Annotated in this window: 19 protein-coding genes, 1 tRNA gene and 1 other RNA gene; 10 read left to right on the forward strand and 11 right to left on the reverse strand. The window is 72.9% G+C overall.

The features are described 5' to 3' along the window. Nucleotide 1: 1 nt before the first annotated feature. Both IEX22_RS08285 and IEX22_RS08290 read right to left on the reverse strand, forming a co-directional pair. The gene (locus IEX22_RS08285; protein WP_188667871.1) at nucleotides 2–1012 is read right to left on the reverse strand and encodes an FUSC family protein; all 1011 of its coding nucleotides are present in this window, start codon (nucleotides 1010–1012) and stop codon (nucleotides 2–4) included. Nucleotides 1013–1225: 213 nt separating this feature from the next. Then, a complete protein-coding gene (locus IEX22_RS08290; RefSeq protein WP_188667872.1) occupies nucleotides 1226–2116 on the reverse strand; it encodes a putative endonuclease domain-containing protein in 891 nt (296 codons plus the stop codon). 218 nt (nucleotides 2117–2334) lie between these two features. Here IEX22_RS08290 and tgt point away from each other — a divergent pair, with 218 nt between their 5' ends. Beyond that, complete coding sequence (tgt, locus tag IEX22_RS08295; protein ID WP_188667873.1) at nucleotides 2335–3681, forward strand: tRNA guanosine(34) transglycosylase Tgt; 1347 nt, start codon at nucleotides 2335–2337, stop codon at nucleotides 3679–3681. A gap of 30 nt (nucleotides 3682–3711) precedes the next feature. On the opposite strand, the gene IEX22_RS08300 is transcribed toward tgt, so the two are convergent. The 4 genes from IEX22_RS08300 to IEX22_RS08315 form a co-directional block, all read right to left on the reverse strand. Further along, a complete protein-coding gene (locus IEX22_RS08300) occupies nucleotides 3712–5298 on the reverse strand; it encodes a DUF6297 family protein (RefSeq protein WP_188667874.1) in 1587 nt (528 codons plus the stop codon). Then, nucleotides 5295–5984 (reverse strand): ABC transporter ATP-binding protein, encoded by a 690-nt coding sequence (locus tag IEX22_RS08305; protein WP_188667875.1) that lies wholly within the window; start codon nucleotides 5982–5984, stop codon nucleotides 5295–5297. Before IEX22_RS08305 ends, IEX22_RS08300 begins: the two co-directional genes overlap by 4 nt. 46 nt (nucleotides 5985–6030) lie before the next feature. After that, entirely contained in the window at nucleotides 6031–6624 is a 594-nt protein-coding gene (locus IEX22_RS08310; protein ID WP_188667876.1) for a DUF4126 domain-containing protein, read from the reverse strand. 75 nt (nucleotides 6625–6699) lie between these two features. Then, nucleotides 6700–7416 (reverse strand): queuosine precursor transporter, encoded by a 717-nt coding sequence (locus IEX22_RS08315; protein ID WP_188667877.1) that lies wholly within the window; start codon nucleotides 7414–7416, stop codon nucleotides 6700–6702. Nucleotides 7417–7627: 211 nt separating this feature from the next. Between IEX22_RS08315 and IEX22_RS08320 the strand changes: the two genes are divergently transcribed. Together IEX22_RS08320 and IEX22_RS08325 are read left to right on the forward strand one after the other, a co-directional pair. Beyond that, nucleotides 7628–8452, forward strand: a complete 825-nt coding sequence (locus IEX22_RS08320) for a hydroxymethylpyrimidine/phosphomethylpyrimidine kinase (protein ID WP_188667878.1) — start codon at nucleotides 7628–7630, stop codon at nucleotides 8450–8452. 335 nt (nucleotides 8453–8787) lie between these two features. Beyond that, nucleotides 8788–12777, forward strand: a complete 3990-nt coding sequence (locus IEX22_RS08325) for a S8 family peptidase (protein WP_229659876.1) — start codon at nucleotides 8788–8790, stop codon at nucleotides 12775–12777. A gap of 105 nt (nucleotides 12778–12882) precedes the next feature. Here the strand turns inward: IEX22_RS08325 and IEX22_RS08330 are convergent, their stop codons facing one another. Beyond that, nucleotides 12883–13521 carry a LytR C-terminal domain-containing protein gene (locus IEX22_RS08330; RefSeq protein ID WP_188667880.1) on the reverse strand — a complete coding sequence of 213 codons (639 nt, stop codon included), beginning with the start codon at nucleotides 13519–13521 and terminating at the stop codon, nucleotides 12883–12885. A gap of 35 nt (nucleotides 13522–13556) precedes the next feature. Next, the gene (locus tag IEX22_RS08335) at nucleotides 13557–13856 is read right to left on the reverse strand and encodes a type II toxin-antitoxin system VapB family antitoxin (protein WP_188667881.1); all 300 of its coding nucleotides are present in this window, start codon (nucleotides 13854–13856) and stop codon (nucleotides 13557–13559) included. Between the two features lie 58 nt (nucleotides 13857–13914). Here IEX22_RS08335 and IEX22_RS08340 point away from each other — a divergent pair, with 58 nt between their 5' ends. Further along, complete coding sequence (locus IEX22_RS08340; RefSeq protein WP_188667882.1) at nucleotides 13915–14820, forward strand: hypothetical protein; 906 nt, start codon at nucleotides 13915–13917, stop codon at nucleotides 14818–14820. Between the two features lie 65 nt (nucleotides 14821–14885). Here IEX22_RS08340 and IEX22_RS08345 read toward each other — a convergent pair. Beyond that, nucleotides 14886–14973 (reverse strand) — tRNA-Ser (locus tag IEX22_RS08345). Between the two features lie 144 nt (nucleotides 14974–15117). Between IEX22_RS08345 and ffs the strand changes: the two genes are divergently transcribed. The 5 genes from ffs to IEX22_RS08370 all read left to right on the forward strand — a co-directional run bounded on the left by ffs (nucleotide 15118) and on the right by IEX22_RS08370 (nucleotide 21526). Continuing rightward, nucleotides 15118–15214: signal recognition particle sRNA small type (gene ffs / locus IEX22_RS08350), an RNA gene on the forward strand. A gap of 80 nt (nucleotides 15215–15294) precedes the next feature. Beyond that, entirely contained in the window at nucleotides 15295–18444 is a 3150-nt protein-coding gene (locus IEX22_RS08355) for a DNA polymerase III subunit gamma and tau (RefSeq protein ID WP_188667883.1), read from the forward strand. 96 nt (nucleotides 18445–18540) lie between these two features. Next, the gene (recR, locus tag IEX22_RS08360; RefSeq protein ID WP_188667884.1) at nucleotides 18541–19134 is read left to right on the forward strand and encodes a recombination mediator RecR; all 594 of its coding nucleotides are present in this window, start codon (nucleotides 18541–18543) and stop codon (nucleotides 19132–19134) included. A 144-nt stretch (nucleotides 19135–19278) separates the two neighbouring features. After that, nucleotides 19279–20562 (forward strand): aspartate kinase, encoded by a 1284-nt coding sequence (locus IEX22_RS08365; RefSeq protein ID WP_188667885.1) that lies wholly within the window; start codon nucleotides 19279–19281, stop codon nucleotides 20560–20562. 28 nt (nucleotides 20563–20590) lie between these two features. Next, nucleotides 20591–21526, forward strand: a complete 936-nt coding sequence (locus IEX22_RS08370) for a 3-methyladenine DNA glycosylase (protein ID WP_229659877.1) — start codon at nucleotides 20591–20593, stop codon at nucleotides 21524–21526. A 116-nt stretch (nucleotides 21527–21642) separates the two neighbouring features. Here IEX22_RS08370 and IEX22_RS08375 read toward each other — a convergent pair whose 3' ends face one another. Continuing rightward, on the reverse strand, nucleotides 21643–21861 hold the full coding sequence (locus IEX22_RS08375; RefSeq protein WP_188667886.1) for a hypothetical protein: 219 nt from the start codon (nucleotides 21859–21861) through the stop codon (nucleotides 21643–21645). A gap of 81 nt (nucleotides 21862–21942) precedes the next feature. Between IEX22_RS08375 and IEX22_RS08380 the strand changes: the two genes are divergently transcribed. Further along, on the forward strand, nucleotides 21943–23562 hold the full coding sequence (locus IEX22_RS08380; RefSeq protein WP_188667887.1) for an amidohydrolase: 1620 nt from the start codon (nucleotides 21943–21945) through the stop codon (nucleotides 23560–23562). A gap of 20 nt (nucleotides 23563–23582) precedes the next feature. Here IEX22_RS08380 and IEX22_RS08385 read toward each other — a convergent pair whose 3' ends face one another. Continuing rightward, entirely contained in the window at nucleotides 23583–24155 is a 573-nt protein-coding gene (locus IEX22_RS08385) for a TetR/AcrR family transcriptional regulator (RefSeq protein ID WP_188667888.1), read from the reverse strand. Nucleotides 24156–24205: the final 50 nt, after the last annotated feature.

The following is a 24205-nucleotide window of genomic DNA, read 5'->3' on the forward strand; positions in this document are numbered from 1 at the left end:
GTCAGCGGCGGCGGGTCACGCGCTCGACGGCGGGTCCCAGCAGCATGACGATCCCCACCGCGACGGCGGCCCCGATGACGGTCTCCACCGCGCGGCTGAACACCAGCTGCTCGACCGGCAGCGGGTTGCCGAGCTGCATCATGCACAGCGCGAGCGGGGTGATGAAGATCAGCGCCGTCGCGTAGTGCCGGATCACGAACAGCTCGCCGAGGAACTGCAGCACGATGACGACGAGGGCGAGCGGCCACGGGTCGGGGTTCAGGCCGAGGATGACGGCCGACACGGCGACGCCGGCGAGGGTGCCGACCACACGGTGGACGGCACGGCTGACGCGGGCGGGAGCGTCGGGTGCCGCGATGGCCGCGATGCCGGCGACCATCGCCCAGTTGCTGTGCCCGACGCCCGTGAGCTGGCCGAGGGTCCCGGCGACGAGCGCGACGACGAGGAACTGGCCGCCGTGCCAGGCCAGCTGCGCGCGCGTGAAGGACCCGCCGAGCACCGGGGCGCCCCCGCCCATACCGGGCAGGATGCGGGCGAGGTAACCCAGCAGCACGCAGAAGGCGACGGTCGCGGCGGCGACGCCGATTCCCGACGGGAAGGACGGTGGCGTGGGGAGGGCGGCGATCGAGGTGAACGCGAAAACGAAGAACACCGAGCCGCTGGGCTTGAACCCGACGGAGGCGGCCACGACCGCCCCGAGGGCGGCGACGACGGAACCGATCAGCACGATGGTCATCCCGCCGACCTGCGCGTGCGCGCACAGCAAACCCAGGGTCAGGCAGACGAGGATGATCGCCCCGGCGAGCGACTGATGGATGACACGACGTCGCAGGGTCTCCCGCTTGGCGTAGATCCCGGTGAAGGAGCCGAAGGCGGCGAACACGGCCAGATCGACGCGGCCGAGCGCCATCACGATCAGCAGCGGCGGCGCGATGCCGACGGCGATCCGCGCGGCGGAGAGATGGTCGGCCTGTGCCGGACCGAACCGGAAGAAGTCGCGTACACCTGCCACGGCTTCCAGCACATCACATCCGCGGCCTCTCGGCGCCCGCGAACACCCGCATCGTTCCGCACCTCACACGCGAGATCCGCCACGTCCGTCGCCGCCGGTGCCGACTCCGATCTCACACCGGGCCCGGCGGCGATGTGGTCGAACATCGAGAAAGTGCTGTTCCTGAACGCCCGGAATGACCAATCCTCGATTCTCGACCCCGAGTGGTGCCGGTCATCGCGACCAGCCGCGCGCCCGGAGGGCGGCCGCCACCTTGGCCACCGCCCGTGGCACGACGCCGAGGCCCGGCACGACGACGAGTGCGGTCATGTCCGCCGCACCGATCCGTACCTCGATCCACCCGGCGGCCGCCGTCAGGTCTGCACGCTCGATGTCACGCGCGTGCTGCCGCGGGTCGGCGTGGTGAGCGCCGTCGTACTGGAGGCTGAGTCGGTGCTCGCGGAAGGCGAGATCCGGCTGGATGACGCGACGGGCCGCAGGAACCGGAATCACCACGTTCGGCACCGGTTCCGGGAGACCGGCCCGGACGATCATCAACCGCAGTCGACTCTCGGGAGGCGAATCGGCACCGACCCGGACAAGCTCCAGTGCCGCCCTGGCCGCGACGACACCACGCCGACGTCCGACGACCTGCACCCGGCGACGCAGTTCGCTCAGGGGCGTCAGCGGGACACCGGGCAGACCGTCGAAGGGGTCGTCGTGGCAGCAGACGATGGCGTCGCCGAGAACGATCAGGTCGTCCAGCGCAAGGGTCCCTGCCAGGTCGAGAAACGTTCGTGCGGGGTTCGTGACACGGATGCCCCCGACACGGGTGATGTCACCGGCCGGGAGCACGGCGATGTGGCCGGTGACGCCGCGGCGGTGGGCCGAGGAGGTCCGCCGCCCGCTCCCGTGGGTCACGTGGATGGTCTCGTGGCGCTGCAGCCCGAGGGGGAGCGGCAGTCCCCACAGGGCCGCGGACGTGGCGTGGCTGATGACGGCGTCCGGCATGACCGTCGTGGCGGCCCGGCAGCGCACGTCCAGGGCGTCCCCGAGGGCGTCCGGGATGCGGACTCCCGTGATACCGGCCTCGAGCGAACGATGGCGCAGTCGCGCCCTCGTCATGCCGGCTCGGCGTGCTTCACCGACGGTGAATGGCCGGCCGGCGAGCTCGCCGGGCACCGGGCTCCGCGCCGTCACGTCACTCTTCCCACCCCGTGATCGTCCCGCCGGCCCCGCCCTTCCCGCACCCGTCGCGCCACACCTGTGGACAACGCGCCGGGGATCCTCGGTCGAACATCGCCGCATTGCTGCCTGCGACGCCGCCGCACAGCACAACCGCAATGATCAACGGCTTTCGCCGTGCGTCACCACGGAACCCGGAATCCGCCGCCTCCCGCCGCTGGCAGAATGGACCGGTGCCCCCCAGCGACTTCTCCTTCCGCGTCACCGCCCGCCTGAACGAGACGACGTCGTCGCCGGCGGCGGGGCGCGCGGGCATCATCGACACCCCGCACGGGCAGATCCGCACGCCCGCCTTCATCCCCGTCGGCACGCAGGCCGCGGTCAAGGCGGTGCTGCCGGAGGCGATCGCGGACCTCGGCGGCCAGGCCGTCCTCGCCAACGCCTACCACCTCTACCTGCAGCCCGGTGCGGACATCGTCGACGAGGCGGGCGGGCTCGGCCGCTTCATGAACTGGCCCGGCCCCACGTTCACCGACTCCGGCGGTTTCCAGGTGATGAGCCTGGGCAGCGGTTTCAAGAAGGTCATCTCCATGGACCTGCCGGCCGGCGAGCAGGGCGCCGACGACGCCGTCGCTCCCGGCAAGGAGCGGCTCGCGAACGTCGATGAGGACGGCGTCTGGTTCCGCTCGCACCTGAACGGCGACCGGCACCGGTTCACCCCCGAGGTGTCGATGGGCATCCAGCACCGCCTCGGCGCGGACATCATGTTCGCCTTCGACGAGCTGACCACCCTGATGAACTCCCGGGGCTATCAGGAGGAGTCCCTCGAACGGACCCGCCGCTGGGCCCAGCGCTGCCTCGACGAGCACGCCCGGCTCACCGCGGATCGGAAGAGCAAGCCCTACCAGGCGCTGTTCGGCGTCATCCAGGGCGCCCAGTACGAGGACCTGCGCCGGAAGGCCTGCGCCGACCTGGCACGGATGACGGACGACGCCGGCCACGGCTTCGACGGCTACGGCATCGGCGGCGCGCTGGAGAAGGAGAACCTCGGCACGATCGTCGGCTGGTGCGCGCAGGAGCTGCCCGAGGACCGGCCGCGCCACCTGCTCGGCATCTCCGAGCCGGACGACGTGTTCACCGCGATCGAGAACGGCGCGGACACCTTCGACTGCGTCTCCCCCACCCGCGTCGCCCGCACCTCGGCGGTCTACACCCGGGACGGCCGGATCAACCTCGCCGGCGCGAAGTACAAGCGCCAGTTCACGCCCATCGACGAGACCTGCGACTGCTACACCTGCGCGCACTACACGGTCGCCTACCTGCGGCACCTGTTCAAGGCGAAGGAGATGAACGCGGCCACCCTCGCATCGATCCACAACGAGCGGTTCGTGGTGCGGATGGTCGACGACGCGCGCCGGGCGCTGGAGGACGGCACGTTCCTCGAACTCAAGGCCGAGGTGCTGGGCCGCTACTACGGGACCCGCTCGACGACGCCGGCGGGCTGACACCGGGCTCGAACGCTCAGGCGTGAACGTTCAGGACGTGATCGGCGGGGTCGTCGCGATGAGGACGACGACGAGGACGACGACGGCCTGCGCCCCGAGCAGCAACGGTGCGGCCGCCCCGATCAGCAGGGCGACGACGACGGGGACCAGCACGACGACGGCGAGGTCCGGTCCCTGTGACATCGTGGCGAGCGCGGAGGACGGCAGATAACCGAACGGGCTGGGGATCGGTGGTGCGGAGAAGTCCACCGGCGGCCGGTACGCCGAACGGACGGCACAGGCCCCGAGACCGACGCCGGCGAGTGCCCCGAGGACGATGAGACCGGGATTCGCGGCGCCAAGCAGAACCAGGCCTGCGCACCACACCGTCATCATGCCCGCGAGCAGGAGGGCGGGGACCACCGCGTGAAGCTGCCGGATCCGCGCGGCAGACAGCGGGAGGAGGCCGTCGAGCTCGGTCATCGCCGCGCAGGCCCGCACCGTCCGGGCCGCGACGTCCATCCCGGCCAGCGCCGCCACGACGAGCGCCAGTGAGATCGGCACCACGCCGTTAGCTCCGGCGACGAACACCGGCGACCAGGCCAGCGCGGGCAGCACCGGGTAGACCCACCAGCCGCGCTGCCGCACCGTGCTGATCGCGTCCGCGGCGAGGAGCGCGCCGGCGGCCGTGCGCACGCGGCCGATCCACCGGTGCGCCCGCACCGTCGAGGCAACGGCACGGGGTCCCGCGCGCACCAGGTCGTCGGCACCGCCGGTGACGGCCCAGAGCTGCAGCATCTGCATGGCCCCGCCACCGCGGGCGAGCTCCCCCGTGGCGATCGTCCCGAGCCGACGGTGCAACCCCAGCCACAGCGCGACGACCACGGCCGCGAGCGCCCCCGGTGGCCACGCCGCGCCCCCGGCCGCGATCACGAACCACCCGGTGGGCGCCACGGTGAGAACATGCGCGATCACCGGCACGGCGGCGGGCAGGAGCCACCCGCAGAGCACCAGGGCGACTGCGACCGACGCGGTCACCACACCCAGCCCCGCCGCCACCCGTCGCATCCGCCGGACGTGCCCGGCGGCCTGCGCGGCGACGGCGACCTCGGCGGCGATGGCGGCCAGCAGTCCGCCGCTGACCGAGCCGAGCATCAGCCCGGGACCGAGGGTGAGGATCGCGAGCACCGGCAGCAGGCCCAGTGCGCCCACGGCCCCGGCAGCCAGCACCCGGCTCGCACCCAGGCGCGCCAGCATGCCCGCCCGGGGAACGGGAGCCCACAGCCACCAGGTCAGCTGGGCGCGGTCCGGCCCGATGGGCCCGAGCCGCAGGGCGGCGTCGAGCACCGCAGCCGTGACGATCAGACCCAGGAGGGGCAGGCACGCCCCGGCAGGCAGCACCGCCGCGGCCTCATCGGTCACCGGGCGTAGGACGGTCACCGCGCCGAGCTGCTGGTTCAGTGCCGTCAGCAGGCCGTAGCCGAACAGTCCCGCGACACCGACGGAGAGTACGGCGGTGTAGCCGTCGAGGACGGCCGAGGCGACCGAGCGGTCACGGTGCCGTCGCGCGGCACGGCGGGTGAACGCGGCAGGATCGAATCCGGTGACCGCGTGGGCGTCCAGCTTCGCCGCGTTCACGCGCGGGTGCCGGAGATGAGCGCCGCGCCCTCGGCGACCGGGACCCGGCGGACCTCGTCGGCGATCACCAGACATGTGCTCGCCGTCGCCAGCAGAAGATCGGGGGCATGGGTCACGACGACGACGGCACACCCGCCGGCCGCCCGGGCGCGGATCCGGTCCCCCATGAGTTCGCGCATGACCGGATCGAGCCGCTGCTCCGGCTCGTCCAGCACCAGCAGCTCGGCGGGGCGGATGAAGCCGGCGGCCAGGAGGAGCCGCCGCCGTTGCCCGGACGACAGCTCCGTGGGCAACGCGTCGGCGACGGCCGTGATCCCGAAGGCGTCGAGCTCGCGGCGGACGGCCTGGACGGGTTCGGGGACCCCGTGGCCCCGGGCCACCAGCTCGAGGTGCTCGGCAGCGGTCAGCGAGGGGAAGAACGCGTCCTCGTCGAACACGCAGGACACCGCCGCCCGGAACGAGGCGGCACGGTCGTCGACGAGCAGATCGCGGAAGCGGCACTCGCCGTCGAGGGGCGGTTGGCGCCCGATCATGGTGCGCACCACCGTGGACTTGCCCGCCCCGTTGAAACCGACGATGCCGAGCACCTCGCCCGGCGCGACCGACGTCGTCACCGGCCCGCAGACCGGCGTCGCTCCGTACCCGCAGCGCAGGTCACGGGCGCTCAGGACCGCGGGGGCGCTCATGCGCGCCACGTTACCCGCCAGAGCGCAGCCGGCCGGGTCGGCCGGCTCAGGCCGCCGCCCGGGCCCGCCGCCGGCGCCGGAACCCCCGGTACAGCAGCCCGAGCCCGACCGCGGCGACGACCAGAACCACCAGCACGAGCACCGGGAGCAGCACCGCGGCGACGGACAGGGCGATCGCCGAAGCGTCCTCCGCGGTGCTCAGCACGGGCGCCGCCGTCCCGAGGGAGGCCGCGTTGGCCACGGGGCGGGCGGTCGCCTTGACGATGTGCACCGCGAGCGCCGTCACCACCCCCACCACGATGGGCACCCACTGCTGGGACGTGAAGAAGGACGCCGGGTCGGTCACGGTGGCGGTCTGGGACGCGGATCCGGCGCCGAAGACGATGCCGCCCGAGGTCGGCCGCACGAGGGTCTGGATCCAGTCGTTGACGGTGTCCACGGCGGGAATCTTGTCGGCGACCACCTCGAGCACGAGCAGCACCCCGAGGATGACGAGCACCCAGCCGTTGGACAGCCACGCGAATCCCGGCGGCAGGTGGACCAGGTCGGTGAACCGGTCGAGCAGGCCGAGCACGAGCAGCGGGATGTAGGCGTTCAGGCCCGACGACGCGGCCAGCCCGGCACCGGTCAGGATCTCCACGTCGTGCTCCCTCCCCGGGCCGAACGGACGACCGCGTGCCGACGACGGCCGGAGCCGCCTGCGCTCAGGGTAGCGTCAGGCGGCGGCCGGCGTCGCGTAGTCCGGCTCGCGTGCCTTGATCGCGCGGATCACCACCATGGTGAGCGGGCTGACGACGATCTCCACGGCGCACTTGTACAGGTACCCGGCGATCACGTAGTTGACGAACTGGCCGGCGTCGGCGATGCCGATCACCGGGGCGGCGATCGAGCAGAAGATCAGCGTGTCCGCGAACTCGCCGACCCCGGTGGAGCCGATCAGCCGGGCCCACAGCGCGGACTCCCCGGTGCGCTCCTTGAGCCGGACGAGCACCCACGAGTTGAGCAGCTGGCCGACGACGTACCCGGCCATGCTCGCGAGCACGATCTGCGGCACCTGGCCCAGTGCGCCCTCCAGGGCGGATTGTTTGGCGGTGCCGTAGTCGTCCGTGAAGCCGGGCAGGGCGATGATGACGACGAACGCCAGGGAGGCGAGCAGGGAGAGGGCGAACCCGGTGATGACGGTCCGCCGGGCGGTCGCGAAGCCGTACACCTCGCTGAGCACGTCGCCGAGGATGTAGGCCAGGGGGAACAGGAAGAACCCGCCGTCGGTGACGATGGTGAAGTCGCCGACGATCGGCCCGATCAGCACGCCCTTGGAGGCGCCGATGTTGGACAGGATCAGCACGACGCAGAACAGGGCGACGATGACGTCGACGTACCGGCGGTTGCGGGTGGCGAACGCGGCGCGATGAGGCGTGACGGCGACGCTCATGACAGGGGACCTCTCGGGAGGACGACGGCGGACGGCCCACGACCGAGCGGGGACCGGGATGCGGGGATTCGTGCGCCGGACCGCCTGCCACCCGGTCGACGCGCGCCCGCGTGACGGGCAGAGCCATTCTGCCACGCAGGGATCCGAGCGTGGCCGTCGCCGGGTCGCTCCCGATGCTGCCCGGGTCCGGGGCGAGGTGAAGAATGGGGGCATGGCACAGCTCCCCTCGACCCCCGATGCTCCCCCCGTCGTCCTGACCATCGCCGGTTCCGAGGCGACCGGCGGCGCCGGCGCCCAGACCGACCTGAAGACCTTCCAGCAGTCCGGGGTGTTCGGCATCGCCGCCCTGACGTGCATCGTCTCCTTCGACCCGAAGCACGACTGGAACCACCGCTTCGTTCCCGTGGATCCGCAGGTGATCGCCGATCAGCTCGAGGCGATCGGGTCGGCGTATGCGATCGACACCGTCAAGATCGGCATGCTCGGCACGCCCGCGACCATCGAGGTCGTCGCCGGCTGGCTGGCCGAGACGCAGCCGCGCACCGTCGTCCTGGATCCGGTGCTGATCTGCAAGGGCCAGGAGCCCGGTGCCGCCCTGGACACCGACCAGGCCCTCAGGCAGCACATCCTCCCCCGCGCCACGTTCGTCACGCCCAACCACTTCGAGTCGGTTCAGCTGTCCGGACGGGAGGACATCGCCTCGATCGAGGACCTCACCGATGCCGCCCGCCGCATCCACGACGCGAGCGGGGCCGTCGTCCTGGCCAAGGGTGGCGTCCGACTGGCGGGCGAGGCGGCCCAGGACGTCTTCGACGACGGCAGCCGCGTCGACATCCTGACCGCCCCGAAGATCGGCGAGGTGGCCGTCAGCGGCGCGGGCTGCACGCTCGCGGCCGCGGTCGCCGCGGAACTGGGCAAGGGCGCCGACCCGCTGACGGCGGCGCGCTCGGCCAAGTCGCTGGTGACGGCGTCCATCCAGGGCCGGATCTCCTCGAACGCGCCGTTCGACGCCGTGTGGCAGGGCGCCGCAGGCTGAGAGAGGATCTTCAGCACCCCGTCGCCGGCATCGCGGCAGGTCACAGCATGGCCAAGATCCGGCCGCGCATCGTTGACATGTGACCGATTCGACATGAGGGTAGGACTCATCCGCCGTCGGTCGACGGCGGTCACCGGATCATTTCCGGGTCATCACCGCATGCGAGCAGAAGCTTTCCCGTCGCGCCGCTGCGTCCCGATCGGACACACGGCGCGATGTTCTGCCCGCCCTTGTCGAGGAGAACCATGAAAAGAGCGCGCAATCGGGGCCTGGGACGGGCCCTGTTGGCGACCTTGACCGGAGCCGCACTCGTCTCGAGTTTCGCGACACCCGCCATGGCCGACCAGAAGTCCGACCCGACCACCCCGGCGCCGGGGCTGAAGTCCCAACCCGTGAAGGCCACCAAGATCTCACCCCGACTCGCCAGCGCGTCGGGGCAGATCTCGGTCTTCGTCCAGTTCACCGGACAGGGCGCGTTCGACCGCACCCAGCCCGTCGCCGTCAAGCGCGGCACTCAGAAGCCGCTCGCGAAGGCCGCCGAGGTGCGGTCCATCCGCGCCTCGATCCAGGCGGCGGGCCGAGCCGCCGCGAGTGCGGCAGGCGCACAGACGCTCTACACCACCACCAACACCATCCCCGGCGTCGCCCTGCGCGGCGACGCTGCCGCCCTGCGGGCGCTGGCCCAGCAGGCCAACGTCGTGAAGATCACCCCGATCGTCACCAAGAAGGTGAACAACAAGGGCACGGACATCGACACCCGGGCCCTGGATTCGTGGGTGCAGCAGAAGGCGACCGGCGAGGGCACCACCATCGCCGTGATCGACACCGGTATCGACTACACCCACACCGATTTCGGCGGTCCGGGCACCGCCGCGGCGTTCACCCAGGCCAAGGGGTCGTCGACGGTCCCGGCCGGACTGTTCGACGGGCGCAAGTTCGCCGGCGGGTACGACCTGGTCGGCGACGACTACAACGCCGACCCCGACGACCCCGCGTACCAGCCGGTGCCGAAGCCGGACGGGAACCCGCTCGACTGCAACGGCCACGGTTCCCACGTGGCGGGGACCGCCGCCGGGTACGGCGTGGCCAGCGACGGGTCGACCTTCGGCGGCGGGACCGGCAACTACGGCGCCCTCACCGCCGCCACGGTCAACGCCATGCGCATCGGCCCCGGCTCCGCGCCGAAGGCCAAGCTCGTCGGCCTGCGCGTCTTCGGCTGCGAGGGTTCCTCGGACGTCGTCGGCGATGCCCTCGACCGGGTGCTCGATCCCAACGGTGACGGCGACTTCAGCGACCGCGCCCAGATCGTGAACATGTCGCTGGGCAGCGACTGGTCCCCGACCGACGACCCCGAGAACGCCATCGTCGACAACCTGACGGACCAGAACATCCTCTCCGTGGTGGCCTCCGGCAACGCCGGCGACAGCTACGACATCGGCGGTTCGCCGGGCAACGCCCGCTCCTCGCTCACCGTGGCGAACAGCATCGGCTCCCAGGTCACGCTGGATCGGATCGACGTACTCGCCCCGTCCGGCGTGGCCGGTGCGGCGCAGGGCCAGTACTCGGTCAACTTCGACTACAACGCCGCGGGCGTCACCCAGGCGCAGCTGACCGGCACCGTCATCGCGCCCCCGGCCGGCACCACCAACCCCTACGGGTGCAGCAACGCCGACGGGTCCAACCCGTTCCCGGCCAACTCCCTCGCCGGCAAGTGGGTCTGGCTGCAGTGGGAGGACGCCTCCGGCACCTTCCCGTGCGGATCGGTCGCGCGGTTCAACAACGCGCAGGCGGCCGGCGCCAAGGGTGTGGTGCTCGACTCGCCGCGCGACGTGTTCGACGCCGGCATCTCGGGCAACGCGACCATCCCGGGTGTCCAGCTGAACCGGACGTCCTCCGACAAGCTGCGCCCGGCGGCCACGGCCGGCACCCTGCAGGTGCGGCTGAGCCCGGACTACATCGGCACCGCCGACGGTCCCTCGGGGCAGAAGGACCAGCTCAACTCCAGCTCCTCGCGCGGAGTGCACGGTTCGAACGGCATCGTCAAGCCCGACGTCGCCGCGGCGGGCACCCTGATCGGCTCCGCCGCCGTCGGCAGCGGGAACAAGCCGAACGTCAAGACGGGCACCTCGATGGCGACCCCGCACGTGGCCGGCATCGCGGCGCTCGTGCGCGGCAAGTACCCGTTCCTCACGGCGACGCAGACCAAGGCGCTCGTGATGAACACCGCCAACCGCGACGTGGTGACCGCTGACGGCGCCGTCTACGGGCCCAACCGCGTCGGCTCCGGCCGGGTGGACGCGCTCGACGCGTTGAACTCCCCGGCGTACGCGTTCGCGGCCGCTGATCCGACGCTGACCAGCGTCAGCTTCGGCGTCCTCGAGGTGGCCGATCAGCCGGTGACCGTGACGAAGAACGTCACCGTGCGGAACAACACCACGACGGCGATCACCTACGCGGCGGCCTACCGGGCCTCCAGCACGGTGCCCGGCGTGACCTACACGGTGCCGGCCAGCGTCGCCGTCCCGGCCGCCGGCTCGGCCACCGTGCCGGTGACCATGACCATCAGCGACCCGAAGGCGCTGGCGAAGTCGAAGGATCCGTCCCTCGAGGCCGTCCAGGGTGGCGTCACGCGGCAGTTCATGGCGGAGGCCGCCGGCCGGCTGACGCTGACCGCCGCCGGCAAGCCGAGCCTGCGGGTGCCGGTGTACGCGTCGGTCAAGCCGGTCTCCGCCATGTCGGCCGGCACCGTCGCGTTCGGCGCCGACCCGACCAGCACGCTGGTTCCGCTGAGCGGTCGAGGCACCACCCAGAGCGGGTTCAACGCCGTCGTCGGCGGCTTCCAGCTCGGCGCGGGCAGCACCAGGCTGCCGGCCTCGACGCAGCCGCAGCGCGACGTCGTCGATCTGCAGTACGTGGGCGCGAACAGTTCCGTGCCGGCGGTCGCCGCCGCCAAGGGGGACGTCGCCGAGAACGGCGTGGTCAACTTCGGCATCTCGACATGGGCCAACGCTCCGGCGCTCGCCGCGAACACGGAGTTCGACGTCGAGGTCGACACGAACCGGGACGGCAAGGCCGACTTCCTCACCGTGCTGACCCGGCTGACCGACGTCGACCTGGCCGTGGCGAGCACCTACGAGATCGTCAACGGCAAGCTCTCCGCCGACCCGGTGGACCTGCAGGCCGTCAACGGGCAGACCGGCGAGGTCGACACCAACACGTTCGACACCAACGCCTTCTCCCTCCCGGTGCGGGCGGCGGCCTTCAAGCTGGACCTGACGAAGTCGGCACCGGTCCAGTACCGCGTGTCCACCTTCAACGGCTACAGCAGTGCCGCGATCGACTCGACGAGCTGGATCGCGTACAACCTGACGCAGCCGAACGTCGCGTTCGGGAACGCGGACGGCTCCGTCCTGTTCGCGGATGTGCCGGGCACCGGACTGCCGGCCCAGCGGACGGCGGCGGGCGCCAGCACCCAGGCGCTGTTCCTGCACCTGCACAACGCCACCGGCGACCTGTCCGGCAAGGGCACGGACGACGGCGGCAAGGCGCAGGTCGTGCCGGTGACGGTGACGAGCGCCCCACCGGCGGCGACGCCGTCGATCCCGTCCCGCAGCACGGTGACGACGGTCGACCGGTCCGGCCGCCTGCTGGCCTACCCGGCCACGGGCACCGGCAAGCTCGGCACGCCGAAGGACATCATGCCCGGGTCGAACTGGTCGACCGTCGTGTCCACCACCGTCATCGACTGGAACCAGGACGGCGTCCTCGACATCGTCTCCCACTGGAAGAGCGGCGTCGTGGCGGTCTACACCGGCAAGAGCGGCGGCGGGTTCAACGCCGGCGCCACGGTGGCGACCGGGTGGACCGGGTGGACGGTGGTCGCGGCGGCCGGCGCCAACGGCCGTCCCGGCCTCTACACGATCGAGACGAACGGCGACCTGCGGTTCCGGGGCACCGGCTCGACCGGCAAGCTGGCGGCCTCGGGCGTGCGGATCGGTGGCGGCTGGAAGGGCTTCGAGCTGACCCCGGCCGACTTCGATCGCAACGGCACGACCGACCTGCTGGCCCGGAACACGCAGGGTCACCTGCTCGTGTACAAGGCGTCCAGCACCGGGCTCGCCTCGGCTCCGGCCAAGGACATCGGGAAGGCGTGGGACACGATGTCGTCCATCGTCGCGCGTGAGGGCTTCACCGGGTCGGGTTCGCTCAGCGTGCTCGGCATCGACCGGGACGGGAACCTGCGCAACTACCGGGTGGTCAACCAGTCGCTCGCGACGCCCGACCGGGTGGGCGGCGGCTGGACCGGGTACCGGCTGAGCGAGTAGTCCCCTCCGCGGTCCCTCCCCGGAGGGACTGCGGACCGGATTCGAGCGAGGAACCGAGGGCCGGTGGCGTCATGCCACCGGCCCTCGGTTCCGTTCAGGGGTGGTTCAGGGGGCGCACCGCAGCCGGCCGGCCGCGGTCGCGTTCACCCCACCGGCATCGGCCACGCGCTGGAAGCCCGTGCCCAGGAGCAGGTCGACGGCGGTGCCGGTGCGGCCGTCCTCCCGGTAGACCGAGCCGGGGATGCGGCGCTGGACGGCGAGCGCGGCGGGACGCCCGGCCTTGCCGGCGACGACGACGACGGGCACCCGGTCGGTGACGGTCCGGTTGCCGATGCCGCTCACCACCATGCCCTGGCTCCGCAGCCGGGCGGCGACGGCGGCCGCGAGTCCCGGCGTCGTCGTCGTGTTGAACACCCCGACCCGGACCCGGCCGGGCGCGGCGGGCACCACCGGCACGACCGGGCAGCCGGCGGCATTGACCGTCGGCGCGGGCGTCGCGGAGGGGGTCGACGCCGGCGCGGCCTCGGGGAACGGGCGGTACCCCTGCAGCATGGCGAGCACCAGGATCAGCGACGACGCGAGCACCACGAGGGCGACGATGAGCACGAGACCGTGCAGGAGCCGGCGGCGGTGCCGCGCCCGTTCGCGGTCGGCCTCGTCGGCGTGCAGAACCTGCCCCAGCTCCTCGTTGGTGACGATGTGGTGACCGTGCAGGTCGAGGGGGTCGCGCGGTCGTCGCGCCACGGGGTCCGCCTTTCTCCGCCGACCGTCGGTCGGGATCAGTCGTCGAGCTCGAGCACCCGGGCGTGCATCACCGCGCGCCGGTGCAGCGCCGAACGGACCGCCCGGTGCAGCCCGTCCTCCAGGTACATCCGCCCCTGCCACTTCACCACGTGGGGGAACAGGTCGCCGTAGAAGGTGCTGTCCTCCGCGAGCAGCGCCTCGAGGTCCAGCGTCCGCCGGGTCGTGACCAGCTGGTCGAGGCGCACCTGCCGGGGCGGGACGGCCGCCCAGTCCTTCGGTGTGGACAGCCCGTGGTCCGGATAGGGCCGGCCCTCACCGACCGCCGCGAAGATCATGGGGACCATGCTAGGCAATGCCCCCGACACCCCGGCGGCCGGCTGCCACACTGGTCCCATGCCCACCGCTGCGCTGCCCTTCGCGTCCACCCCCGCACCGTTCGGTCTCCTGCTCGACGTCGACGGGCCCATCGCCAACACGGTCACCCGCACCATCACGGTCGGCAGCATCGTCACCGATCTGGTGGCGCTGGCGAACACGGGCGTGCCGATCGCCTTCAACACCGGCCGCTCGGCCGACTTCCTGTGGCGGGAGGTGGTGCCGCCGCTGCGGGCGGCGGGGCTCGACCCGCGGGCACGGCTGCACGCGGTCGGCGAGAAGGGCGGCACCTGGTTCAGCTGCACCGAACCGGCCGGCGCGGTGCACGTGGACGAGTCCGTGTGCCTGCCCACGGTGGTGGCCGAACTCGTTCGGCCGTTGCTGGCCGGCCGCTACGGTGCCCACATGTTCCTCGACGAGACGAAGCTGGCGATGGTCTCCCTGGAGCAGGCCACCGCCGTGTCCAACGACGCCTATCTTCGCGTGCAGGGCGACTTCGAGGCGGAGCTCCTCGCGGCCCTGACCGGGGCGGGGCTCGGGTGGATCCACGAGCTGTACGACCGTCGGTCCCACCCGGACGCCGACGGCGCCACGCCGATCCGGGTCGAGCCGACGATCATCTCGACCGACGTCCAGCACGAGCGGTCCGGAAAGGCCCTCGGCGCGGAGCGGGCCCTGGAGCTCTTCGCCGCGGACGGCCCGGGGCCGCACCGCTGGTACACGGTGGGCGACACCCCGTCCGACTACGCGATGGCCGACTGGCTGCACCAGCACGGGCACGACGTCGTGCACGTCGACGTGCGGGCGGTGCCGCGCCGGGACGACCCGCCGTACGCCGTCGTGCTGGTGGACGACGTCGACCCGGACCTGGCGACCGCCCGGTTCCTGCGGGAGCGGGTGGAGGAGATCAGCGGCACCCGCTGACGGCGGCTCACTCGCGACCCGGGAGACGACGATGGCCCCGACCGATCCGGTCGGGGCCATCGTGGTGGCGGAGGATGGGGGATTTGAACCCCCGAGGGCGTTAACCCAACACGCGTTCCAGGCGTGCGCCATAGGCCGCTAGGCGAATCCTCCTGGCTGTGCCCGCGCACGAGCACCGTCTCACGATACCCGATGGCGGCGGTCCCGAGCCAATCGGGGCCGGTCAGGGGCGCCGGAGGTCGACATCGCGCCGGAAGGCGATGCGAAGAGCGGCGTCCCGGATCCGTTAGACTGGTTCCCAGCCCCTCGTGCGGCGTCATCCTGTTGAACTCCCCCAGGACCGGAAGGTAGCAAGGGTAAACGGGCTCTGGCGGGTGTGCGAGGGGTCTCTACGTTTCCCCTCCGGCTCGGCCCGTTCCGTGCGCCGGAACCGGCCGGCCGGTTCCGTCAGTGCCAGTCGATAGGGTTTCATCCGTGAGCACCGCCCTGTACCGCCGCTACCGTCCCGAGACGTTCGCCGACGTCATCGGGCAGGAACACGTCACCGAACCGCTGATGACGGCGCTGCGCAAGAACAGGGTCAACCACGCCTATCTCTTCTCCGGACCGCGCGGCTGCGGCAAGACGACGTCGGCGCGCATCCTCGCCCGCTGCCTCAACTGCGCGCAGGGCCCCACCGACACCCCGTGCGGCGTGTGCGACAGCTGCCGGGAGCTGGCCCGCGACGGGTCCGGCAGCCTCGACGTCATCGAGATCGACGCGGCGAGCCACGGCGGCGTCGACGACGCGCGGGACCTGCGGGAGCGCGCCACGTTCGCCCCCGTCCGGGACCGCTACAAGGTCTTCATCATCGACGAGGCCCACATGGTCACGTCGGCGGGTTTCAACGCGCTGCTGAAGATCGTCGAGGAGCCCCCGGAGCACATCCTCTTCATCTTCGCGACCACGGAGCCGGACAAGGTGATCGGCACCATCCGGTCCCGCACGCACCACTACCCGTTCCACCTGGTGCCCCCGGAGCCGCTGCTCGCCTACCTCGAACGGCTGTGCGCCGAGGAGAACGTGCCCGTGGCCCCCGGCGTCCTCTCCCTGGTGATCCGTGCCGGCGGCGGCTCGGTCCGCGACACCCTCTCCGTGCTGGACCAGCTGATGGCCGGCGCGGGCGACGAGGGCCTGAGCTACGAGATGGCCATCGACCTGTTGGGCTACACGCACGCCTCGCTGCTCGACGACGTCGTCGACTCCCTCTCCGCCGGGGACGCGTCCACGGTGTTCGGCGCGGTGGACCGCGTCATCCAGACCGGGCACGACCCCCGCCGCTTCGTCGAGGACCTGCTCGAACGGTTCCGCGACCTCATCATCGTCGGCGCGATGGAGGAATCCGCCCGGCACGTGCTGCGCGCCGTGCCCGAGGACGCGATCGCCCGGATGCAGCACCAGGCCCGCCAGCTGGGCCGCGCCGAACTCTCCCGCGCCGCCGACATCACCAACGCGGCGCTGACCGAGATGACGGGCGCCACGTCCCCCCGCCTGCACCTCGAGCTGCTGTGTGCCCGGCTGCTGCTGCCCGGCGCCGACGTCGGGGAGCGCGGCGTCGCCGCCCGGGTGGACCGGATCGAACGGCGGCTGAACTATGCGGCGCCGGACGCCGGACGCGGCCCCGCGTCGGCCATCTCCGGAGCCGTCGAGGGCGGGACCGGCCACGTCGGCCTCACCCCGGCGGCCGGCGCTCCGGCGGCCGCCGCGACCGACGGTGCCCGCCCGGCCACGACGGACGCGGATTCGCGACCCGATTCGCGTCAGGGCGGTGCTCGGGGTGACGGTGCTCGGGGCGACGGTGCTCGGGGCGACGCGCCTCGGGACGACCGTCCCGCCGAGCCCGCTGCCGCGCGACCCGCTCCCGCGCGGCCCGCGCCGGCCCGTCCGGCGCCCGCCCGGCCCGCCCCGGAGACGGCTGCCCCCACGCACGCGGAGGACCGTCGGGACGCCGCGGCCGCCGCCGACGAGGCGACCCCGGACGCCGCGGCCGCCGCCCCGGTGCAGAATGCCGAACAGGGGCTCGCGCGGCCGTCGGCCGAGGACGACGCGGCCGCCGAGAGCCCGGAGACCACCAAGAGCGCCGCCGAGGACAGCGAGTCCGCGGACCCTGCGGTGCCGGTCGACGACCGGGACGTCCCCACCGACCACGATGAGTCCCCCGTCGCGGCCGCTCCCGTGGCGGCCGACGACCTGCCCGAGCCCCCGGCGTCCCGGCGTCCCGGCGGCAACGCCGCGGCGGACGACGAGGCCACCGATGCCGGATCGTCTCCGCAGCGCGGTGCGCCGGCCGAGTCGTCAGGGTCGGACGTGGACATGGTGCGGCGCGCGTGGCCCGAGGTGCTCGAGGCCCTGGGACGGGCCAAGAAGGTGGCCTGGATCCTCGTCAGCCAGAACGGCACCGTCCGAGCACTGCGGGACAACACCCTCTACCTCGAGTTCCCGACGCCGGGCATCGCGGACCAGTTCGGACGGCACGAGGACCACGTGCGCGAGGCCCTCGGTGCCGTCCTGGGGTTGCAGGTGCGTGTCGTCGCCGTGCACCCCGGCTCGGCACCGCCGTCCGGCGGCACCGCGACCGACGAGAACGTGGCCGGGGGCGGCCGCCCAAAAGCACCGACTGAGTCCGCCGGCCGCGTCCCGCGTCCGGCCGGTTCCTCCCGTCCTTCCCCGCAGGAGGCGGCCGCCCGGCCCACCGGGCCGACGAACCCGGACGACCAGACCAACCGGCGCGCGCCCCGGCCCGAATCGGCGCCGTCCGCCGATCGACCCGCCACCACCACCTCCTCGGCAGCCACCGCTCCGGCGGCCGCGAACCCCCGGGAACGGGTGTGGTCACCCTCCGGGCCCACGGCGGCACCCACCACGCCCGCCGGACCGCCACCCGCAGCACCGGGGCGTGACTCGTCCGCGGAACCGGCACGGCCGCGTGCCGCGGAGCAGCCCGCCCGTGCGGTCCCGGCCGGGGCACCGGAGCCGTCCGCCCCGACCGCTGTCTCCGCGGCTCCCTCGCCGTCCTCATCCCCGGCGTCGAGGGGATCCGCGCACGACGGCGCGGCCACGGCGCCGTGGGACGACGAGCCGCCGCTGCCGGACGAGCCCGATCCGGAGGAACCACCGTTCCCCGACGACGAGGACCCCGGACGCCGCCCCGGCGCCCCGGGACGGGGACCGTCGCCCGCGCCCGAGCGGCAGTACCGCACCCGCGAGCGCCCCGAGTCGTCGTCGCGAACGGCGCGACCCGCACCCACGAACGGCCAGGCCGCGGAGGGCGACCGACCCGCGCGGCCCGCCCCGGGAGCGGCACCCTCGGAGCCGCCCGTCCGCCCGGCCCGCGGGACCGACGGACCGTCCGCCGCGCCGCCCGCGCCGTCCGAGGCACCCGCGCGACCGGGCGCGCCGGCGACCGGGACACACGCCGCCAGTGACGCGCCACCGTCCGCCCCGGCCGCCGTGCCCACGCCGATGGAGGACATCCCCAGCGAGGACGACCAGGTCCTCGAGGACTCGGGCCGGGCCGGTCGAGCCGCCGCGGAACGGATCCTCGGCGCCCAGCTGATCGACGAACGCGAGCTGTTGCGGGACTGACGTGTCGACGACGGACCCGACCCCGTCGTCGATCCGTGCCGACCCGCTCCCGGCCGATGCGGCCGATTCCCCGACCCCGAAGGATAAGGTGACCCCGTGTACGAAGGAGCCGTCCAGGAACTGATCGACGAGCTCGGTCGCCTTCCCGGCATCGGCCCCAAGTCGGCCCAGCGCATCGCCTTCCACATCCTCGAGGCGGACACCGCGGACATGCGCCGCCTCGCCACCGCCATCACCGACGTCAAGGATCGCGTCAAGTTCTGCTCGATCTGCGGCAACGTCTCCGAGTCGGACACCTGCTCGATCTGTCGTGACCCCCGCCGCGACCCCAGCGCCCTCTGCGTCGTCGAGGAGTCCAAGGACGTGATGGCGATCGAGCGCACCCGTGCCTTCCGCGGCCGCTACCACGTGCTCGGCGGCGCCATCAACCCGATCGGTGGCGTGGGCCCCGAACAGTTGCGGATCCGCGAACTGCTCAACCGGCTCTCCGACGACGCCATCACCGAGGTCATCATCGCGACCGACCCCAACCTCGAGGGCGAGGCCACCGCCACCTACCTCGGCCGGATGCTCGGCACCCTCGGCATCCGCATCACCCGGCTCGCCTCCGGGCTGCCGGTCGGCGGCGACCTCGAGTACGCCGACGAGGTGACCCTCGGTCGGGCCTTCGAGGGCCGCCGCAACCTCTGACCATCCGTTCGCACGCCGCCCCGGCGGCCACACTCCGGACACAGATGAACCCCGCTCGGGGTGCGGACTACACTTTCGGTGGCGTCCGCGCGCCTGCGCGCGTGCCCCGTCCCGCGTCCGTGAACCGGCAGGAGTGCAGCACCCGTGAGCCTGATCGTCCAGAAGTACGGCGGTTCGTCCGTCGGCGACGCCGAGGGCGTCAAGCGCGTCGCGCGCCGGGTCGTGGACACCCAGCGCGCCGGGCACGACGTCGTCGTCGTGGTCTCCGCGATGGGCGACACCACGGACGAGCTGCTGGACCTGGCCGGTCAGATCACCACCGCTCCGCCCGCCCGCGAGATGGACATGCTGCTCACCGCCGGCGAGCGGATCTCCATGGCCCTGCTGGCCATGGCCGTCACGGACCTCGGTGCGAAGGCGCAGTCGTTCACCGGCAGCCAGGCGGGACTGATCACCGACAGCCTGCACGGCCGCGCCCGCCTCGTCGAGGTGGACCCGCACCGGATCCGCACGTCCGTGGACAAGGGCAACATCGCGATCGTCGCCGGCTTCCAGGGCATGAGCCGGACCACCAACGACATCACCACGCTGGGCCGCGGCGGCTCGGACACCACCGCGGTGGCGCTGGCCGCCGCGCTGCACGCCGACGTGTGCGAGATCTATACCGACGTCGACGGCATCTACACCGCCGACCCCCGCATCGTGCCCAACGCGCAGAAGATCGCCCGGATCAGCAGCGAGGAGATGCTCGAGATGGCGGCGTCCGGGGCGAAGGTGCTGCACCTGCGGTCCGTCGAGTACGCCCGCCGCTTCGGCCTCACGCTGCACGTCCGCTCCTCGTTCAGCCACCACGAGGGCACCTGGGTCATCCCCGACCCCGCCACGGCGCACGACATCAGTGAAGGAATCACCTTGGAACAGCCCATCATCTCCGGCGTCGCCCACGACCGGTCCGAAGCCAAGCTGACCGTCGTCGGCGTCCCGGACGTGCCGGGCAAGGCCGCCCGCATCTTCGAGGTGATCGCCGCCGCGGCCGTCAACATCGACATGATCGTCCAGAACGTCTCCACCACCCGCGGCCGCACCGACATCTCCTTCACCCTCGGGATGAGCCAGGGCACGACGGCGGTCGAGGCGCTCGAGGCGGCGCAGGAGGAGATCGGGTTCGAGTCGCTCTCCTATGACGACTCCATCGGCAAGCTGTCGCTGATCGGCGCCGCCATGCGCTCCAACCCCGGCGTCTCCAGCCAGTTCTTCTCCGCGCTCTCGCAGGCGGGCATCAACATCGGGATGATCTCCACCTCCGAGATCCGCATCTCCGTCACCACCCGCGCCGACTCGCTCGACGACGCCGTCCGCGCCGTGCACCAGGCGTTCGGCCTGGACAGCGAGACGGAAGCGACCGTGTACGGCGGCACCGGCCGCTGAGGCGGGTCGGCATCGCGATCGCGCGCTCATGACGGCGGCAGCTCCCGAGCACGTCGGGCTCGTCCTGGTGCCCGACGCCATGGCGGACGACCGCGCCGCGCGGCACCGTGAGCACGCCGCACGGTACACGGAGCCGCACCGTGCCCGCCGCTCGGCCGGGATCAAGCACCCGGTGGCGGACTTCCTCTTCACGTACTACGCGCTCAGCCCGGGCAAGCTGGAACGCTGGCACCCCGGCGCCGGCGCCGTGCTGACCGGTGCCGCGGCGGTGGAGCGCGCCGCCTGGAAGGACCACCGGTCGCTCGACGCCGCGGAGCGGGACGCGCTGGGGCTCTCCGCCGACGAACCGGCGGTGACCGCCGACGTGGCGGGCTTCCTGGACCGGCGCTCGGCGACCGTCGCCTTCGTGCGCCGACTGCTCGGCGCGACGGCGTCACGGCCCGGCCAGTTCGGGTGCTTCGGCCTGCACGAGTGGGCCATGGTGTATCGGCAGGACCCCGACGAGCGGCGGCACGAGGAGCTGCCGCTGCGGCTGAGCGGCGAGCAGACCGACGCCGTCGTCGAGGCCCACCGGATCCGTTGCTCGCACATCGACGCGTTCCGCTTCTTCACGCCCGAGGCGACCGGCCGCAATGAACTGCGGCCCACGCGCCGGACGCAGCCCGACCTGGAGCAACCCGGCTGCCTGCACGCGACGATGGATCTCTACAAGTGGGCGTTCACGCTGCTGCCACTGGTGTCGAGCGACCTGGTCCTCGCCGCGCTCGATCTGGCGGCGGACGTGCGGGAGGTCGACATGCGCGCCTCCCCGTACGACCTCAGCGGGCACGACCTGACACCGATCCGGATCGAGACCCCCGCCGGCAAGGCGGAGTACGTGGCCGCCCAGCGCGGCTTCGCCGACCGGGGCGCCGTCCTGCGCCGCCGGCTGCTCGCCGTGCTCGATCGCGTAACCGCGGCCTGAGGCGACGGCGGACGCACGCCGAGTGTGCGGACGATGTCGTCATCGCGGCCGGATGGCTGCGCCGTCCGGCCACTCGGCGAGCCGGACCCCAGCCGGGCCGCTTCAGCCGGTTGGACTCAGGCGGGACGGTCGGTGGCCGACGGCGTCGCCGGATCCGGGCGGCGCAGCGGGTGGTCGCCGTGCCGCTGCTGCGCCTCCCGCAGGGCGTCCTGCACCCGCCGTCGACGGTCCTCCTCACGCTGACGGCGAGCCTGCGAGAACAGGATCCCGCCCAGCCCGACGACGACCGCCCCGGCCATGATGAACGGCAGCGCTGACTTCGATTCCTCACCCATGCGTTCAGCCTAATGGCGCACGAGTGCCGCACTCCCGGCAGGATGGAGGCGAGACCGACGCGACCACCGGCGAAAGGCACCATGAGCGCGCTCCTCTACACCGCGGCGACCATCCACACCCTGACCGGCCCGGTCGACGGCACCGGCGACGCCCCGCCCGTGCGCGGCGTCCTGGTCGACGACGAGCGGGTGGTCGCCACCGGGGATCCGACGGCGCTGGCCGCGCACGCCCCGGCCGGCACCCGGACGGTGGACCTGGGCGACGCCGTCGTCGTCCCCGGCCTGACCGACGCCCACGTGCACCTGACCCACCTGGCGGACGAGCTCGCCGGCGTCGACCTGCGCTCGGCCACCTCGGAGGCGGCGTGCGTGCGCCGGATCGCCGACCACGTGGCCACCCTGCCGGCCGGCGACTGGGTGTTCGGCGGATTCTGGAACATCAACCGCTGGGAGCGCACCGACCTGCCCCACCGGCGCAGCCTCGATGCCGTCACCGGTGGCCGTCCCGTCGCCGTCGTCAGCTCCGACGCCCACACCATCTGGGCCAACAGCGCGGCCCTGGCCGCCCTCGGCGTCACTCGTCACACCCCTGACCCGGAGGGCGGGGAGATCGTCCGGGACGCGGACGGCGAACCCACCGGCGTGCTGCGCGAGTCCGCCGTGTTCCCCGTGCGGGCGCTGCAGGACGGTCCGGCGGGCGGGGATCCGGTCGCCCGGCTCGCGCGCGTGCAGCGGCACCTGCTGGCGCAGGGGCTGACCGGCGTGCACGACGTCGACGGGATGACGGTGCTCACCTCCGCGCAACGACTGCGCGAGCGCGGGGAGCTGGACCTGCGGCTGGTCAAGCTGCTGCCGGTGGCCGCGCTGGACGAGCACATCGCCACCGGCCGGCGCACCGGTGACGGTGACGCGTGGATCCGGATCGGCCCCGTGAAGATCTTCGCCGACGGCGCCCTGGGCTCGCACACCTGCCTGATGAGCCACCCGTTCCCCACCGACGATCCGCGCGTCGCCGTCGAGGCGGCCGCCGCGCACGGGGTGGAGGTCACGGGCCCGGCGGCCCTGGACGGCCTGCTGGCCCGGCTGGTCGAGCACGGCCTGGCCGCCGCCGTGCACGCGATCGGCGACCTCGCCAACACCCACGTGCTCGATGCGCTCGACCGCGTCGCGGCCGCCACCCGGGCCCACGGGCTGCGGCACCGCATCGAGCACGCCCAGTTCGTCCGCCGGGAGGACCTGCCCCGGCTGGCCCGGCTCGGCGTCATCGCCTCGATGCAGCCGCAGCACTACGTCGCGGACCTGGGACTGCGCCACCTCGTGCCGGACCCCGACATCGCCGCGTACGCCTGGCGGTCGGTGCTCGACGCGGGCGCGATCCTCGCGTTCGGCTCCGACGCGCCGGTCGAACCGCCGCGCCCCCTGCACGGCATCGCCGCCGCCGTCACCCGCTGGGGGACGGACGGGACGCCCGGCTCCTGGCAACCGGACGAGCGGCTCACCGCCCGGCAGGCCCTCGCGGCCTACACGACGGGGGCCGCGGCCGCTTCGGGGGAGAGCGCGGTCAAGGGCACCCTGGCGCCCAGCATGACCGCCGACCTGACCGTGCTCGACGTCGACCCGCTGACCGCCCACCCCGAGGCGATCCGCGACGCCACCGTGCTGGCCACGGTGGTCGGAGGGCGGATTCGGTACGAGGCCTGAGGCCGGCATGCCGCCGGGGGTCAGCGCAGCAGTGCGGCGACGGTCGCGTCGAGCCGGACGCGGACGTCGGCCTCGGGTTCCGGCCGGTAGAGCAGCTGCATAGCGAGCCCCTGCGCGAGTGCGAGCACCGCCCAGGCGGTGGTCACGGGATCCACGTGCGCGGGGACCTCGCCCTCAGCGCGGGCGCGGGTGACGAGCGAGGCGAGGAGGCCGCGCACCTCGGCGTCGCTGTCGGCGATCGCCGCGGCGATGGCCGGATCGGTCAGGGCCTGCTGGGCGAAGGCATCCCCCTGGCGTTGCGTGGCCCGCCGTCGCGCATCCAGCGGGAGGATCCCGAGCAGCAGCGCCACCAGCCACGCGCGCAGCGTCGGCCGTCCCGGTTCGCCCGGCGGCAGCGGTGCCGCCTCCTGGCGGAGCCGCGCGAATCCCGCCGCGAGCATGAGGTCCTTCGACGCGAAGGCCTTCTGCACCGAGCCGAGCGAGCACGCCGCCTCCGCCGCGACGGCGCGGAACGAGAGGGCCGCCATCCCGTCGCGGGCGATGATCCGCAGTGCTGCGTCCGCCAGTTCACTCTGGCGTCGGGTCAGATCCACGTCGATCAGGATGCCACGCGGGCCGGTGACCGCTGTGCTCGAGCCGACCG

Source organism: Tersicoccus solisilvae, from assembly GCF_014643255.1.
Classification (GTDB): domain Bacteria; phylum Actinomycetota; class Actinomycetes; order Actinomycetales; family Micrococcaceae; genus Tersicoccus; species Tersicoccus solisilvae.